A 16,289-nucleotide genomic window follows, 5' to 3' on the forward strand; every position below is an offset into this window, starting at 1 on the left:
TTAGCCTCGGTTATCGGCCCGAGTGAACGCAAACTTTAACCAGACGCGAGCGGAATCTTCTGAACAGAAGTGCGGCACCGGTCACCGGTGGTGTTGCGAGCGCGGCTGTTGCGCAGGCGCAGATCACTTCAGCTTGATCTCGCGCAGACGCTCTTCCAGGAAGCCATGCGCCGTGATCGGCTCCGGATAACGGCTGGGATTGTCGGCGCTGATGCACGAGGGCAGCACGTCGATGAGGAAATCCGGATTGGGATGCAGGAAGAACGGCACCGAATAGCGCGGCTGGCGCGCCTGCTCTCCGGGCGGATTGACCACGCGGTGGATGGTGGACGGATATACATGGTTGGTCAGGCGCTGCAGCATGTCGCCGATGTTGACCACGATGGTGTCGGCGTCGGCAGTGAACGGCACCCACTCGCCATCGTGGGAACGCACTTCCAGGCCGGCGGCACTGGCACCCACCAGCAAGGTGATGAAATTGATATCGCCATGCGCACCGGCACGCACGTTGGGAATGTCGTCGCTGGTGATCGGCGGGTAATGGATCGGCCGCAGGATCGAATTGCCGTTGTTGGTCTTGTCGACGAAGTAGTCCTGCGGCAGGCCGATATGCAGCGCCAGCGCCGACAGCACGCGCGAACCCAGTTGATCGAGCTGCTGGTACAGCTGGTAGCCGCGCTCGCGGAAGCCCGGCACTTCGCTGGGCCACAGGTTCGGCGGCATCACTGCGCGGTACGGCGAATCGTCCGGAATCTCGCGGCCGATGTGCCAGAACTCCTTCAGGTCGAAGTGCTTGGAATCCTTGGCGGTTTCCACGCCGAACGCGGTGTAGCCGCGCGCGCCACCGCTGCCTTCCACGTGATAACGGCGCTTGGTCGCTTCGGGCAACGCGAAGAACGCCTTGAACACGTCGTAGGCGGCGTCGATGTCGGCCTGGGCGATGCCGTGGTTGCGGATGCCGGCAAAACCCCACTGCCGATAAGCCGCTCCGAGCTCGGCGACGAAGGCGTCGCGATCGGTGTCGAAACGGGTGATGTCCAGCGTGGGGATGCGCGCGCTCATACGGATGTCTGCAGTCAAGGTCGAAAGGTCCAGAGAAACCTGCTGATCAGATCAGCAGGCGATACAACAGGTAAAACGTGGCGGCCTTGGCGATGACCACGCACACGCCAATGACGATCGACTCACGCCGCGTCACGCACTGCACCCGAGAGCCGGTCGAGCGTGTCCTGCATCAGGCCGGCGTCGTCAGCCTCCACGGTCACCCGTACCACCGGTTCGGTGCCCGACGGGCGCAGGAACGCGCGGCCGCGCCCTTGCACGGCGGCCTGCGCCTGCTGCAATGCCTGCTGCACGTTGACCGCTTCCACAATGGCCTTGGCGGTGCCGCCATCCAGGCGCACGTTGACGGTCTTCTGCGGCACCTTGCTCAGGCTGGCCAGCGCCTCGCGCAGGCTCTGCCCATCGCGGCCCAGCGCTTCGAGCACCTGCAGCGCACTGACGATGCCATCGCCAGTGCTGGCACGGTCCAGGCACAACAGGTGACCGGACGTTTCGCCGCCCAACGTGCCGCCGCCTTCGACCAGGGCCTGATGCACGTAGCGGTCGCCGACCTTGGCGCGCTGGAATGGGATGTGCAGTGCAGCCAATGCCTGTTCCAGACCGTAATTGGTCATCAAGGTGCCGACCACGGTACCCGTCAGCCGGCCGCTGGCCTGCCACGAGCGGGCCAGCACATACAGCAGATCGTCGCCATCGACCGGGTTGCCCTGGTCGTCGGCCATCAGCACGCGGTCGCCGTCGCCATCGAAGGCGATGCCCAGATGCGCCCCGCACTCGCGCACCTTGGCTGCGAGATTGTCGATATGGGTCGAGCCCACGCCGGCGTTGATGTTGAGCCCGTCCGGCGCGGCGCCGATGACCACCACCTCGGCGCCCAGCTCGCGGAACAGCATGGGTGCGATGTGATAAGTGGCGCCATGCGCGCAATCCAGCACCATCTTCAGCCCGTGCAGGGTGAAACCGCGCGCCACGCTGGCCTTGCAGAATTCGATATAGCGGCCGATCGCGTCACGGGTGCGAATGGCCTTGCCCAATCGCTCCGATTCCACCGTGTGGAACGGCTCGTCCAACGCCGCTTCGATCGCCGCTTCGGTGGCGTCGTCGAGCTTCTCGCCTTCGGCGGAGAAGAACTTGATGCCGTTGTCGTAATGCGGATTGTGCGAGGCACTGATCACCACCCCCGCATCGGCGCGCAGCGTGCTGGTCAAAAAGGCGATGGCCGGGGTCGGCATCGGCCCGATCAGCTGCACGTCGGCTCCGGCGGCAACCAGGCCTGCTTCCAGCGCCGCTTCGAACATGTAGCCGGAAATGCGGGTGTCCTTGCCGATCAGCACCAATGGCCGCTTGCTGCGGCCCTGGGTCAGTACACGGCCAAGCGCATTGCCCAGGCGCAGCACGAAGTCGGCCGAGATCACACCCTGCCCGACCCGGCCGCGGATGCCGTCGGTGCCGAAATACTTGCGTGCGCTCATGCGGCGTCGGCGTCTTGCGGATGCGGCTGCCGCATCATCATCGCGGTGAGCTCGGCGATGCGGTCGCGCAGCTGGCGGCGGTCGCAGATCTGGTCGATGGCGCCGTGGTCGAGCAGGAACTCCGAGCGCTGGAAACCTTCCGGCAGCGTTTCGCGCACGGTCTGTTCGATCACGCGCGGGCCGGCAAAGCCGATCAGCGCATGCGGCTCGGCGATGTTGATATCGCCGAGCATCGCGAACGAGGCCGACACGCCACCGGTGGTGGGATGGGTGAGCACCGAGATATACGGCAGGCCGGCTTCGCGCAGGCGGCCGAGCGCGGCCGAGGTCTTGGCCATCTGCATCAGCGAGAACAGGCCTTCCTGCATGCGTGCGCCGCCGCTGGCGGAAAAGCACACGAATGGGCAGCCAACTTCCAGCGCCACTTCGGCCGCACGCGCAAAGCGCTCGCCGACCACCGATCCCATCGAGCCGCCCATGAAGGCGAAATCGAACGCTGCGGCGACCAGCGGATTGCCCTTGAGCGTGCCGCGCATGGCGATCAGCGCGTCGTATTCGCCGCTGGCCTTCTGGCTGGCCTTGATGCGCTCGCCGTAGCGCTTCTGGTCCTTGAACTTGAGCGCGTCGACCGGCCCGAGCTGAGCGGCGATTTCAGTGGTGGCGGTGTCCGGGTCGAACAGCGAATTCAGGCGCGCGCGGGCGCGGATGGCCATGTGGTGATCGCATTTCGGGCACACCTCGAGGTTTTCTTCGAGTTCCGGGCCGTACAGCGCGCTCCCGCAATTGCTGCACTTTTCCCACAGGCCCTCGGGGACACTGCGCTTCTTGGCCGGGGTGTTTTCGGTGCGGATGCCGGAGGGCATCAATTTGCTGAGCCAGCTCATGCGTGTATGACAATCCATGCAGGGCGGCCTGGCGGGCCGCAGAGGGGCGACAGTCTAACGCGCCGTGGGAATGCCAAGGTAGCCGGGGTCATGAATGCGGGATCTGGCGCAGAGACTTGCGGTCTTGGGCGGCGTGATGTCTCTGCGCAGGATGGCGCGATGCGGCGCAATGGATTGGCTGCACGTGGCTGCGCCCGCCCCCTCGCCCCACTCCCTAGCGCTGAGAGAGACGTTCGGTTCTCATTTCTGGTCGAGCGCCTGGCGCAACGGGGCCAGGAACGCTTCGGCGCGCTCACGGGCGCTGCGGACCTCGCCTGCGTCCGCCAATGCGGCGACCAGGGCACTGCCCACCACCACGCCGTCGGCATCCACGGCCATGGCAGCGGCGCTGGCCGCATCCTTGATGCCGAAGCCGGCCACCACCGGCGCGCCGGCACGCTGGCGCAGCTGGCGCAGGCGATCGCTGGCGGCATGGGTGTCGAGCAGATTGGAGGCGCCGGTGACGCCGGCAAAGCTGACGTAGTACAGATAGCCCTGCGCGGTGCTGCACAGCATGTCCAGGCGCTGCTCGCTGGTGGTGGGCGAAGCCAGTGCGATCAGCGCCAAGCCGACCTCGGTAAAGATGGCGCGCGTTTCGCCGGCTTCTTCCGGCGGCAGGTCGACCAGCAGCACACCATCCACGCCCGCGGCGACCGCGGCTTCGGCGAAGCGTCGCGTGCCATGGATCTCGATCGGGTTGAGGTAGCCCATCAACACCACCGGAGTGGTGGCATCTTCGCGACGGAATTCGTGCACCGCTTCGAGCACATACGCCAGGCCGGCGCCGCGTGCCAGCGCGCGCTCGGAGCTGCGCTGGATGGTGGGACCGTCGGCCATGGGGTCGGAGAACGGCACACCCAGCTCGATCACATCGGCACCGGCGCGCACCAGCGCGTGCATCACCGGCACGGTGGCTTCCAGCGATGGGTCGCCGGCGGTGATGAAGGGGATCAGTGCCTTGCGCCCATTGGCACGCAGCTCGGCGAAGCAGGAATCGATACGACGCATGAAATCACTCGAACAAGGGAGGAAAGCCAGCTGCCATCTAACCTCAGGTGGCAAAGAAATACCGCATCAGCGCAAAGCACAGCGCAAACAGGTAGCCGTAGGAAAATCGATCGATGCGCAGCACCGGGTCGCCGCGACGCGCACGCCACGCACCAAGCGCGGCCATCAGCCCACCAGCGACCAGCGGCGCGATCAGCAGCGCTGCCAGTCGCGCGCCCAAGGTCGCAGTGAGGTGCTGCGGCAGCAGGCAGAGACTGACACCGCCAAGTAACGCGCCCAGGATTGCGTAGCCCACTGCCGCCAGCCAGGGCGAGGGCCTGCGCTCGAACGACTCGGCGACAGAGTGCAGGCCAAGTTCGATCAGCAGCTCGGCCAAGGCCTGCAGCAGCACCTCGGCCACCAACTGGAGCATTCCTTCGAGCATCGCCGCGTCCCTGCATCCGGATAGCGTCAGCCGCCACCACTCTTAAAGAGCGATCCCCTCGCGCGCTGCGATGGTATGCACATCCTTATCGCCACGCCCGGACAGATTGCACAACACCAGCGCATCCCTGGGCAGCTCGCGCGCAAGCTTGATCGACTGCGCCACCGCATGGCTGGACTCGAGCGCGGCAAGAATGCCTTCGGTATGCGCCAGCAGATGGAAGGCGGCCATCGCCTCGTCGTCGGTGATGCCCTGGTACACCGCGCGACCGCTGTCGGACAGGAACGAATGCTCCGGGCCCACACCCGGGTAATCCAGGCCGGCGGAAATCGAATGGGTCTCGGTGATCTGGCCGTCGTCGTCGCAGATCACGTAGGTGCGGTTGCCGTGCAGCACGCCCGGGCGACCTGCGGCGATGGAGGCGGCGTGGCGGCCGGTGGCGATGCCATCGCCGGCCGCTTCGGCGCCATAGATCTTGACGCCCGGATCATTGAGGAAGGCATGGAACAAACCGATCGCATTGCTGCCGCCACCCACGCAGGCACTGATCGCATCCGGCAGCCGGCCATACTCCTGCAGCATCTGTTCGCGCGCCTCGCGACCGACAATCGCATTGAAGTCGCGCACCATGCGCGGGTATGGGTCCGGGCCAGCCACGGTGCCGATGATGTAGAAGGTGTCGCGCACGTTGGTCACCCAGTCGCGCATGGCTTCGTTGAGCGCGTCCTTGAGCGTGGCCGAGCCGGAAGTCACCGGGATCACCGTGGCGCCGAGCAGCTTCATGCGGTAGACGTTGATCTTTTGCCGCTCGATGTCGGTGGCGCCCATGTAGACCACGCATTCCAGGCCCAGGCGTGCCGCCACGGTGGCACTGGCGACGCCGTGCTGGCCGGCGCCGGTCTCGGCGATGATGCGGGTCTTGCCCATGCGGCTGGCCAACAGCGCCTGGCCGATGGTGTTGTTGATCTTGTGCGCGCCGGTGTGGTTCAGGTCTTCGCGCTTGAGCAGGATCTGCGCCCCACCCACTTCACGGCTGAGCCGCTCGGCGTGGTAGATCGGGCTGGGCCGGCCGACGTAATGCTTGAGGTCCTTGTCGTATTCGGCAATGAAACTCGGGTCCTGCCGCGCCTGATCGTAAGCGGCGGACAATTCCTGCAGTGGGCCGATCAAGGTTTCGGCGACGAAACGGCCACCGAACTTGCCGAAGTGACCGGCAGCATCCGGATAGGCGTAAAAGTCACTGATGGGCTGGGCCGACATGGGAATCCTCTGCAGCGATGCGTCATACGAGAGGCATCACTCTAGCGCAGCCGCGGCGCGCGATAAATCGATAAGATTGCCGCAACCTGTGAGCTGGAATCACATATGAGCGCCTTGCTTCCTCCATTGGCGGCGCTGCGTGCGTTCGAAGCTGCCGCGCGCCTGCAGAGCATCAGCCGTGCTGCGCAGGAATTGCACGTGACCCATGGCGCCATCAGCCGGCACGTGCGTTCGCTGGAACAGGCGTTGGGCGCGGCGCTGTTTGCGCGCCAGGGCCGCGGCCTGGTGCTGACCGCAGCGGGCGTTCGGCTTCGCGATGCCACCGGCGAAGGCTTTGGCGTGATTGGTCAGGCCTGGGCGGCATTACAACGCCCGGCCGCCGAAGCGCCGCTGGTGCTGGGGTGTTCGGGCAGCTTGCTGGCGCGCTGGGTGATTCCGCGCCTGGGACTGCTGCAGCAAGAGCTGCCTGACGTGCGCCTGCATCTGTCGGCCAGCGAACAGCCACCTGGTCCGGAGCTGGACGGCCTGGATGCCGCCCTGCTGCTGGACACCCCGCCCTGGCCCAGCGAGTGGCAGGTGCACACCCTCGGCGTGGAGTGGATTGGGCCGGTGCTGAGCCCTCAGCTCGCATCGACCCTGCAGATCGAGGGGAGCAACCCGGCCGCGCTCGGCGATCACGCGCTGCTGCACACCCGCTCGCGCCCGCAAGCCTGGCCGGAATGGGCCCAGGCGCACGGGCTGGCACCTGAGGGGCTGCGCTTCGGTACCGAATTCGAACACCTGGTGTATCTGTTGGAAGCCGCTGCCGCTGGTCTTGGGATCGCGATTGCGCCGCAGCCGTTGGTCGCCGCGGACCTGGCAGCCGGGCGCCTGCTGGCGCCATGGGGCTTCACCGCCACGCGAGGGCGCTGGGTCTTGTGCGCGGCCAAGCGCAACCCCGATCCACGCATCGAACGGCTGGCCGGCTGGCTAGGCAAAGCGCTGGCGACAGACCAGCACACCTCTTCAACCCTGCAGGCAGCGGAGAACTGAGCAGCCATCGCGCGCGATCACCACATGAGCACTTCGCCAGCTGCTGGCGCATCGCGAACACGTGCAAGCGAAAAGGCGCAAGGATCAGGCGACTGTCCAGTGGATCCTGACGCAGCGGTGTTGCAGGCAAGAAGCAGCGCTTGAGATGCCTCGGCATAGCCGCTGCCACGAATCCCGAACCCCAATCACCCTCACGACATGTCGTGACAATCCGCCCGCCGCACTTCCTCGACGAACTTGCGCATCTTGTGGCCGTCCTTGATGCCGGGCGCCAACTCCACGCCACTGGAAACGTCCACGCCCCAAGGCAACGTGGCCACGATGGCGTCGAACACGTTGTCGGCGTTGATGCCACCGGCCAGCAGAAACGGACGGTGCAAGCCGGTGGGCAAGCGCGACCAGTCGAAGGTCTTGCCGGTGCCGCCGCCCGCGCCGGGCGCATGGCTGTCGAACAGAAAGCCAGCGGTATTGGGATACGACAACTGCAGCGTGCGCGCGTTGGCGTCCTCGCCATTCACGCCGCTGCTGCCCATCGGCACCGCCTTGAGATACGGCAGGTTGAAGCTACGGCAGAACGCGTCGTCTTCCTCGCCATGGAACTGCAACAAGGTCGGGCGCACGGTGCGCACCACTTCGCGCACTTCTTCCTTAGAATTGTTGCGGAACAACGCCACCACATCGACCATCGGCGCAGTGGCCTGGCGCATCGCGCGCGCCTCGGCCGGCGCCACGCGCCGGGGGCTGCCATGCGCAAAGATGAAACCTACCGCGTCCACACCCAGCTCGCCGGCCAGCCGGATATCGCCGGCGCGGGTCATGCCACAAAACTTGATACGGGTGCGGTACAGCGATCGATTCATTGGGTCACCTCAGCAGGCAGATGCCACTCTGCAGGATACAGAGGTCCGATAAATACCAGACCTTGTGGCGGCGCTGTCGGGCCGGCCACAGTGCGGTCGCGTCCGGCGAGCAACGTCGCGATCCAGTCGGCCGGCTGCTCGCCGGTACCGACCAAAATCAGCGAACCCACAATATTCCGCACCATGTGATGAAGGAATGCATTGGCCTGGACCTGCACCTCCACCACCTCGCCGATACGCTGCACGTGGATGGCCTGCAGGTGACGGCGCGCGTGCAAGGCCTGACATTGCACGCTGCGGAACGCGCTGAAATCGTTCTCGCCCAATAAGGCCTGCGCCGCCGCATGCATGGCATCGGCGTCGAGCGGGCGACGCTCCCAGCTCAGGGTCTGCCGATACAGGGCTGGGCGAATCTGCCGATTGAGCAGGCGATAGCGGTAACGACGCGCGCGTGCGGAAAAGCGCGCGTGGAAGTCATCGGCTGCCGGCACGCACCAGCGCACGGCGATCGACGGCGGCAGGCGCGCAGTGGTGCCCAGCATCCAGCCACGCGGCTCGCGGCGTGCGTCGCTATCGAAATGCACCACCTGGCATTCGCCATGCACGCCCGCGTCGGTGCGCCCGGCGCAGACCACCTGCACCGGCGCATCGGCGACCGACGACAAGGCCGCCTGCAGGCTGGCCTGCACGCTCGGCCCGCCATGCTCGCCCAACTGCTGCCAGCCCTGGAACTCGCTGCCGTCGTATTCCACGCCCAGCGCGTAACGCATCGGTACCTGCCCTATGAGTGAATCGATGAAATCGGCGCGCCGGTCATGCCGCCGCCCTCGCAGGCGATTGCCAGCACAGCCCCGTCGCTGCAAAGAAGGTGAAGTGTACGAGCCGCATTGGCTGGTGCCGAGCCGCGGGACGCGCGTGCGACCAGCGCGCAGTCAGTCGTCGGACGCGACGCTGCGCTCGGACCACACGGCCAACGTGGTGCCGCCGGGCTCGCGGAAATGAAACCGGCTGCCGCCGGGAAAGCCGAAGACCGGTTTGACGATCACCCCGCCTGCGCCACGCACGCGCTCGATCACCGGGGCCAACGCGTCGGCATACAACACCACAAGCGGCCCACCCTCGTCCGGCGCCGGCGCGGCTGCACGGTAGAAGCCGCCGTCCAGGCGTCCATCGTTGAAGGCCAGGTAATCCGGACCGTAGGCCTGGAATTGCCAACCGAACACCGCTTCGAAGAACGCACGGCTGGCATCCGGATCGATGGAGGCGAACTCCACATAGTCGATCCGGCGCTCGCGTACGTCACTTTCCTGCGCGGCAAGGCGATCGATCGCCGGGCTCATGCCAGGCGTTCCAGCAGCTCGGCGGCTTCGGCGCGCGTGGCGTCGTCGCCGGTGGCGGCAACTTCCAGCAGCAGGCCGCGCGCGGTGTCCTTGTCGCCCAGGTCCATGTAAGCCACCGCCAGTTCCAGGCGATCGCGCCCGGCCGAGGCGACGTCACGGCTGGCCGAGGGGCTGGGCGCAGCGCTCGGCGCCGCAGGCGGACGCTCGAAATCCAGGCTGTCTTGCGTGGCCGCCGCTACCGGGGAAGCCGTAGACGGGACATCACCGATCGTGGGTGCGACATCTGCGTGGCTCGCCTCCACGGCCTCGAACGCTGGGTGCGGCGGAGCCTGCGCCGCGTCGACGGGGGCGCCGTCCTGCGGCGGCGTTGCCACCACCGGCGGTGCGGCCCGCAGCGCACGCCAATCGTCGCTGTTGACCGCCATGGGCGCAGCAGCCGGCTCGGACGGCAGCGGCTCGCGACGCAGCACGTCCGACAATGGTTGCTGCGCGTCATGGGCGCGCTCTTCGTCGCGCAGATCGGCCTGCTCGAATTCGGTCTCGTGCACCACATCGCGCTCGCTGGGCTCAGTGGCTTGCGTCGCCTCTTGCGGCTCGGCGGCCTGCACCGGCGCGCCAGGCAGGACGAAGTCGAACTGCCGACGCGGCAACGGCGGCAGCGGCGAGGGTTTGCGACGGCGCGCGGCCAGCCACGCCACCACGGCCGCGACGATCAACACCAGCCCGCCGATCAACCACAGCGGAAAACCGCCACCCTGTTGTGCGGCCGCCGGGGTTTCCGACAGACGCTTCTGTGCAGCCGCCAGGTCGCTGTCCTTCATGGCGATCAGCGCTTGCTGTTGCTGCTTGAGCTTTTCCAGATCCGCCACGCGGGTCCGCAGGTCCTGCAATTCCGCATCGCGGGTGGCGATGTCTTCCTTGGCCTGTTGCAACTGTTGATTGGCCGCCATCTCGCCCTCGCCTTCGGCACTGGTGCCGGACGTGACGCCGGCCTTGTTGGTCTGACTCGCCACTGCAGGGGCGATTTCGAGCCGCGCGCCGTTGCCAGCCGCTGCGGCAGGTGTGGCGGGCGGCGGCGTTGCGGCAGCGGCGGCGCCGGCCTCGGCCGGTTGCGGCACCGCCGATCGCGCCTGCCGCCACTGGGCGGCCTGCTCGCGCACCATGACCGCCGCTTCGGCCGCACCGACCTGGGCAAGCGCGTCTTCCTGCGGCGTGCGCAGCACCGCGCCCTGCTTCAGGCGATTGATGTTGCCGTTGATGAAGGCGTCCGGATTGGTGCGCAGCAACGCCAGCATGGTCTGGTCCAGCGAGTGCCCGCTGGAACGCGCCACCGCCGCGGCGATCTCCGACAAGGTCTGGCCCGCGCGCACGGCCGGCAACGTGTCGCCGGCCTGCGTCGCAGACGCAGCAGACGCACTGCCAGCTGCACGCGCAGCCGGTTCGGCCCTGGCGTTGTCCTGCGCGGCGGGCGCGGCGACCGGCGCCGGCTCGCGTGCAATCGCATTGCTGGAACCGGCACGCGGCGCTTCGATGGCCGGCTCGGCGATGGCGGCCGCGGTGTTGGGCGCATCGACCAAGGCGGAATATTCGCGCACCAGCCGGCCCTGGCCCCACTCCACCTCGATCAGGAAGTTGATCGCCGGCTGGTCCACCGCCTGGCTGCTGGTCACGCGGATCACCGCACGCCCGCGTGCGTCCTGCGCGAACTGGAACTGCAGATTGCTGACCAGCCCTTGCGGGCGCTCCAGGCCGACGCGCGCAAACGTGGTGGCCGATGCCAATGCCACGCGCGCGTTGTCGAGTTCGCCCGGCTCGTTGGAGATGACCGGAATCTCGGCCACCAGCGGTTGCCCGGGCTTGGACAGCACCCGGATATCGCCCAGTCCCAACGCCATTGCAGCGCCGCTGCAGGCCATCAGCAGCAACGCACCTATCCCTTGTATCGGACGCATCGCGCCCCCGCCCCTATGTTTCATGGGCATCAATATAGCCGCTGGATGAGCGAAAAAGTCGGCGCCGTGATGCAGAGCGCTGTGCCAGCGACACTGCCGCAGTGCGGCATGCATGCGTGGCCAATGCAAACCGGCAAGTGCTGATGGGCGCTCTCACTGCGCGAGGTCTCAAGCGCGCAACGGCCTGTCGGCAGATTGCGTGGTGCAAAGTCACGCGCTGCGGGATGCCATGACATGGCGCCAATGGCGTGTCGCCTGAGCAGGCACGGAGTGTGTGCGAGCGGCTGGCGACAGGTCTGCGCACTGCAAGCTGCAAGGTCCTCCAATGCCACATGAGGCGATACGCGCACGTGCGCATGCCCGCAGACGCGCGATGGGCAGCGCGCCTGCAGGTGGAATTCGGTTGAGGTGGAATTCGGTTGAGAATCGAGCCGACGTTCCATGTGTCGGTGCGCACCCTGCCGGAGCGCTTGCGCGCGGTGCGCCTCTCTGGGAAGCATCACCGCGCGCCGGGATGCTCCAGCACGTGCACGGCGGTTGAGAGCGCCAACCGCACGTCGCGAGCCGTCCCCATGCAGGCGCGAACGGCGCGCTCAGCATCGCAGTGGCCGGGTGACGCCTGCTGCACCAGGCGCCGGCCGCGCGCACGCATGGCGGCTGCGCGGTCGTCTTTGTCGTGCTGCTTAGCCTTCCTGTGCGACCAGTTCGGCCAGCTGCACGGCGTTGAGCGCAGCGCCCTTGCGGATATTGTCGGAGACGATCCACAAGTTCAGGCCGCGCGGATGCGAAAAGTCTTCACGGATGCGGCCGACGAACACCGCATCCTTGCCGGAAGCATGCGTGACCGGCGTCGGGTAGCCGCCGGGCTTGCGCTCGTCCACCACTTCCACGCCAGGCGACGCTGCCAGCAGCGCGCGCGCCTGCTCCACGGTGATCTTGTCGCGGGTCTCGATCGCCACCGCTTCGGAATGGCCGTAGAACACCGGCACGCGCACCGCGGTGGGGTTCACCTGGATGCTGTCGTCGCCGAGGATCTTGCGGGTCTCCCAGACCAGCTTCATCTCTTCCTTGGTGTAGCCGTTGTCCTGGAAGTCGTCGATGTGCGGGATCAGGTTGAAGGCGATCTGCACCGGGAACCGCTGCGGGTCGATGTCCTGAAAGCTCAACAACTCGCTGGTCTGCTTGCCCAGTTCTTCCATCGCCGAACGCCCGCCGCCGGAGACCGACTGGTAGGTCGCCACGTTGATACGCTCGATGCCGTACTGGCGGTGGATTGGGCCCAGTGCCACCAGCATTTGCATGGTCGAGCAATTGGGATTGGCGATGATGCCGCGCGGGCGCTGCTTGAGCGCTTCCGGGTTGACCTCGGACACCACCAGCGGCACGTCGTCGTCATAGCGGAAGGCCGAGGAGTTATCGATCACCACCGCACCGGCCGCGGCGAACTTGGGGCCGTATTCCTTGGACACGCTGCCGCCGGCGGAGAACAGCGCGATGTCCACGCCGGCGGGGTCGAACTCGGCCAGGTCCAGCACATCGACCTTGCCGCCATTGAACTCCACCTGCCCGCCCGCCGAGCGCGACGACGCCAGCGCGTACAGGGTGGCGACCGGGAAGTTGCGCTCGGCCAGGATGCTCAGCATGGTCTCGCCGACAGCGCCGGTGGCGCCCACGACGGCGACGTTGAAACGACGGTTTTCGTTGCTCATGAGTTTGTCTTTATCGAAAGGGGAAATGAGGAAGCACTGCGCGCTGGGTTCGGGGAACCTCCAACGCTGGCCGCGGAGGTTCCCTATCGTTTGGTCGAAATGCTGCCGGTGACGCCGTTTTTTTTCGCGTCCACGCCGGTGCCGCCACGTTTGGTAGCGGCAACTGCATCGGCGTTGAGGGCGCTCGGCGGGTTGCCGGCATGCGGGCCCTTGCCCAGCGCAGCGATCAGGTTGTCCACCGCCAGTTGCACCATCGCGCGGCGCGTGGCCAGGCTGGCGCTGCCGATGTGCGGGGTGAGCACCACGTTGTTCAGCGCCAGCAGCTCCGGACGCACATGCGGCTCGCCTTCGTAGACATCCAGGCCGGCACCGGCCAGGCGGCCGTTGGCCAGCGCATCGGCCAATGCCAGCTCATCGACGATGCCACCGCGGGCGATGTTCACCAGCGTGGCGGTGGCGCGCATCTTGCCCAACGCCGCGGCATCGATGATGTGGTGAGAGTCCCTGGTGTACGGCAATACCAGCACCAGGTGATCGGACTGCGCCAGCAACGTCTCGAAATCCACATACCGTGCGCCCAGCGCCTGTTCGGTAGCGGCCGGCAACGGGCTGCGGTTGTGGTACAGCACGCGCATGCCGAAACCGTGCGCACCGCGCCGGGCGATGCCTTGGCCAATGCGGCCCATGCCCAGGATGCCGAGCGTGCTGCCGTGGATATCGGCGCCGAGCATGGTCTTGAACGACCATTGCCCCCACTGCCCGTCGCGCAGCCAGCGCTCGGATTCGGTGATGCGGCGCGCGGTGGCCATCAGCAACGCAAAGCCGAGATCGGCCGTGGTTTCGGTAAGCACGTCCGGCGTGTTGCTGGCCAGGATGCCGGCCGCGCTCAAGGCCTCGATGTCGAGATTGTTGTAGCCCACGCCGACATTGGCGATGGCGCGCAGCTGCGGCGCGGCGGCGATTTCGGCCGCGCCGATGCGCTCGTTGAGGGTGATCAGGGCGCCGTCCAACGGTGCCAGTTGCGCGGCCAGCTCGGCCGGCGAATATGCGCTGACGCGCTGCGTGGTGGTCAGCTCGAAATGCTCGCCCAGCTGCGCGACGACATCGTCGAACAGCGGCTGGCTCACCCACACCCTGGGACGACGTCCGTCAGACATCGACCTGACCGGGAATGCGCGGCGACACCTCGCCCACATCGCCGCACTGGGCACGATGGCGCAACGCCTGGTCCATCAGCACCAGCGCCATCATCGCCTCGGCGATCGGGGTAGCGCGGATGCCCACGCACGGGTCGTGCCGGCCGGTGGTGATGACATCGACCACGCTGCCATCGGCATCCACCGTCGCGCCGGGCAGGCGCAGGCTGGAAGTGGGCTTGAGCACCATCGAAGCAGTGACCGCCTGGCCAGTGGAAATACCGCCCAGGATGCCGCCGGCATGGTTGCTGAGAAAGCCTTCCGGGGTGATCAGGTCGCGGTGTTCGGTACCCTTCTGCGCCGCGCTGGCGAAGCCGTCGCCGATCTCCACGCCCTTGACCGCATTGATGCTCATCAACGCCGCCGCAAGTTCGGCATCGAGCTTGCCGTAGATCGGCTCGCCCCAGCCCGCAGGCACGCCGCCGGCCACCACGTCCACGCGCGCACCGACCGAGTCGCCGGATTTGCGCAGCGCGTCCATGTAGGTTTCCAGCTCCGGCACCTGCGCCGCATGCGGCCAGAAGAACGGGTTGTCTTCCACCGCATCCCAATCGAAACCAGCGGGACGGATCTGGCCCAGCTGCGACAGGAAACCGCGCACCAGCACGCCATAGCGCTGCTTGAGCCACTTCTTGGCGATCACGCCGGCGGCCACGCGCATGGTGGTTTCGCGCGCCGACGAACGCCCGCCGCCGCGCGGATCGCGAATGCCGTACTTCTGCCAGTAGGTGTAATCGGCATGGCCGGGACGGAACTGCTGGGCGATGTTGCTGTAGTCCTTGCTGCGCTGATCGGTATTGCGGATCAGCAAGCCGATCGGCGTGCCGGTGGTACGGCCTTCGTACACGCCGGACAGGATCTCGATCTCGTCGGCCTCGCGGCGCGCCGAGGTGTGCCGGCTCTTGCCGCTGGCGCGGCGCTGCAGATCGTGGGTGAACTCTTCCGGCGCGAGCTCCAGGCCGGGAGGGCAGCCGTCGACGACGCAACCGATCGCCGGCCCGTGCGACTCGCCGAAGGTGGTGACAGTGAACAGCTTGCCGAACGAATTGGCACTCATGCGCGCAGGCTCATCGCTGCGCGGCCAGCTCGGCGATGCGGGCACCGTGGGCGATCAATTCGCGGCATTCCACGGCGAAGATGCCCATCTGCCCGACCTTGAACTCGACCCAGGCCAGATCCACTTCCGGCAGCAGCTTGACCAGGTGCTGCTCGGACTCGCCCACTTCGCAGATCAGCAAGCCGTCTTCGCTCAGGTGCTGCGGCGCATCGCGCAGGATCTTCAACACCAGGTCCAGGCCATCGTCGCCGGCGCGCAGGCCGAGTTCGGGCTCGTAGGAATACTCCTGCGGCAGCGCGTCGGTTTCCTCGTTGGTGACGTACGGCGGGTTGGTGACGATCAGGTCGTACTGGCGACCGCCCAGACCGTTGAACAGGTCCGACTTGAGCAAGGTGACATTGTCGGCATGCAGGCGCGCCTTGTTTTCTGCGGCCAGCGCCAGCGCATCGTCGCTGATGTCCACGCCGTCCACATCCCACTGCGGGTTGTAGTGGCCCATCGCGATGGCGATGCAGCCCGAACCGGTGCACAGGTCCAGCGCGCGGGTCACTTCGCGCCCGCCCAGCCAGGGCTCGAAGCCGGCTTCGATCAATTCGGCGATCGGCGAACGCGGCACCAGGGCGCGCGCATCGCTCTTGAAACTCAGGCCTGCAAACCAGGCCTCGCCGGTGAGGTAAGCGGCCGGCACGCGCTCGGTGATGCGGCGCTCGAACAGACCAAGCACCTGCTCTTTTTCCGAGCGCAGCAAGCGCGCCTGGCCGTAGGCCGGGCCCAGATCGTGCGGCAGATGCAGGCTGTGCAGGACCAGCTGGGTGGCTTCGTCCAACGCATTGTCGTAGCTGTGGCCGAAGGTCAGACCGGCTGCGTTGAAACGGCTGGTGCCGTAGCGGATCAGGTCGATGATGGTGTGCAGTTCGTCGGCCGCGGCGGCAGTCATGGCAACAACTAAAGAGGAATCGGCCCCCGATTATAGAGGTCGGATCGGTATCATGAG

15 protein-coding genes are annotated in these 16,289 nt (G+C 66.8%); 1 reads left to right on the plus strand and 14 read right to left on the minus strand.

All coding sequences use genetic code 11. The features are described from left to right. Positions 1–123 precede the first annotated feature (123 nt). The 6 genes from ACDH77_RS13000 to trpB all read right to left on the minus strand — a co-directional run bounded on the left by ACDH77_RS13000 (position 124) and on the right by trpB (position 6,149). Complete coding sequence (locus ACDH77_RS13000) at positions 124–1,062, minus strand: isopenicillin N synthase family dioxygenase (protein WP_011347947.1); 939 nt, start codon at positions 1,060–1,062, stop codon at positions 124–126. A 122-nt stretch (positions 1,063–1,184) separates the two neighbouring features. Further along, complete coding sequence (gene glmM, locus ACDH77_RS13005) at positions 1,185–2,534, minus strand: phosphoglucosamine mutase (protein ID WP_011347948.1); 1,350 nt, start codon at positions 2,532–2,534, stop codon at positions 1,185–1,187. Continuing rightward, complete coding sequence (gene accD / locus ACDH77_RS13010) at positions 2,531–3,418, minus strand: acetyl-CoA carboxylase, carboxyltransferase subunit beta (protein ID WP_008570957.1); 888 nt, start codon at positions 3,416–3,418, stop codon at positions 2,531–2,533. Before accD ends, glmM begins: the two co-directional genes overlap by 4 nt. A 240-nt stretch (positions 3,419–3,658) precedes the next feature. Continuing rightward, positions 3,659–4,465: a tryptophan synthase subunit alpha gene (trpA, locus tag ACDH77_RS13015; protein WP_031423335.1), complete on the minus strand. Its 807-nt coding sequence runs from the start codon at positions 4,463–4,465 to the stop codon at positions 3,659–3,661. Between the two features lie 43 nt (positions 4,466–4,508). After that, entirely contained in the window at positions 4,509–4,889 is a 381-nt protein-coding gene (locus tag ACDH77_RS13020) for a hypothetical protein (protein ID WP_031423339.1), read from the minus strand. Between the two features lie 42 nt (positions 4,890–4,931). Beyond that, complete coding sequence (gene trpB / locus ACDH77_RS13025) at positions 4,932–6,149, minus strand: tryptophan synthase subunit beta (RefSeq protein WP_014090534.1); 1,218 nt, start codon at positions 6,147–6,149, stop codon at positions 4,932–4,934. Between the two features lie 105 nt (positions 6,150–6,254). Here trpB and ACDH77_RS13030 point away from each other — a divergent pair, with 105 nt between their 5' ends. After that, positions 6,255–7,181 carry a LysR family transcriptional regulator gene (locus tag ACDH77_RS13030; RefSeq protein WP_031423341.1) on the plus strand — a complete coding sequence of 309 codons (927 nt, stop codon included), beginning with the start codon at positions 6,255–6,257 and terminating at the stop codon, positions 7,179–7,181. A 191-nt stretch (positions 7,182–7,372) separates the two neighbouring features. Here the strand turns inward: ACDH77_RS13030 and ACDH77_RS13035 are convergent, their stop codons facing one another. The 8 genes from ACDH77_RS13035 to prmB form a co-directional block, all read right to left on the minus strand. Continuing rightward, positions 7,373–8,041: a phosphoribosylanthranilate isomerase gene (locus ACDH77_RS13035; RefSeq protein ID WP_008570953.1), complete on the minus strand. Its 669-nt coding sequence runs from the start codon at positions 8,039–8,041 to the stop codon at positions 7,373–7,375. Then, positions 8,038–8,811, minus strand: coding sequence for a tRNA pseudouridine(38-40) synthase TruA (truA, locus tag ACDH77_RS13040; RefSeq protein WP_008570951.1), 774 nt, complete (start codon positions 8,809–8,811; stop codon positions 8,038–8,040). The genes ACDH77_RS13035 and truA overlap by 4 nt, the downstream gene beginning before the upstream one ends. Positions 8,812–8,973: 162 nt before the next feature. Further along, complete coding sequence (locus tag ACDH77_RS13045; protein ID WP_031423343.1) at positions 8,974–9,381, minus strand: VOC family protein; 408 nt, start codon at positions 9,379–9,381, stop codon at positions 8,974–8,976. Further along, entirely contained in the window at positions 9,378–11,306 is a 1,929-nt protein-coding gene (locus ACDH77_RS13050) for a FimV family protein (protein WP_218488736.1), read from the minus strand. Before ACDH77_RS13050 ends, ACDH77_RS13045 begins: the two co-directional genes overlap by 4 nt. Before the next feature lie 710 nt (positions 11,307–12,016). Next, positions 12,017–13,042 carry an aspartate-semialdehyde dehydrogenase gene (locus ACDH77_RS13055; protein WP_011347954.1) on the minus strand — a complete coding sequence of 342 codons (1,026 nt, stop codon included), beginning with the start codon at positions 13,040–13,042 and terminating at the stop codon, positions 12,017–12,019. A gap of 83 nt (positions 13,043–13,125) precedes the next feature. Then, positions 13,126–14,199: a 2-hydroxyacid dehydrogenase gene (locus ACDH77_RS13060; protein ID WP_014090539.1), complete on the minus strand. Its 1,074-nt coding sequence runs from the start codon at positions 14,197–14,199 to the stop codon at positions 13,126–13,128. Then, on the minus strand, positions 14,192–15,295 hold the full coding sequence (gene aroC, locus ACDH77_RS13065; RefSeq protein ID WP_008577522.1) for a chorismate synthase: 1,104 nt from the start codon (positions 15,293–15,295) through the stop codon (positions 14,192–14,194). Before aroC ends, ACDH77_RS13060 begins: the two co-directional genes overlap by 8 nt. A 10-nt stretch (positions 15,296–15,305) precedes the next feature. Next, entirely contained in the window at positions 15,306–16,232 is a 927-nt protein-coding gene (gene prmB, locus ACDH77_RS13070; RefSeq protein ID WP_008577520.1) for a 50S ribosomal protein L3 N(5)-glutamine methyltransferase, read from the minus strand. Positions 16,233–16,289 lie beyond the last annotated feature (57 nt).

Source organism: Xanthomonas axonopodis pv. maculifoliigardeniae, assembly GCF_041519315.1.
GTDB classification, from domain to species: Bacteria; Pseudomonadota; Gammaproteobacteria; order Xanthomonadales; family Xanthomonadaceae; genus Xanthomonas; species Xanthomonas euvesicatoria.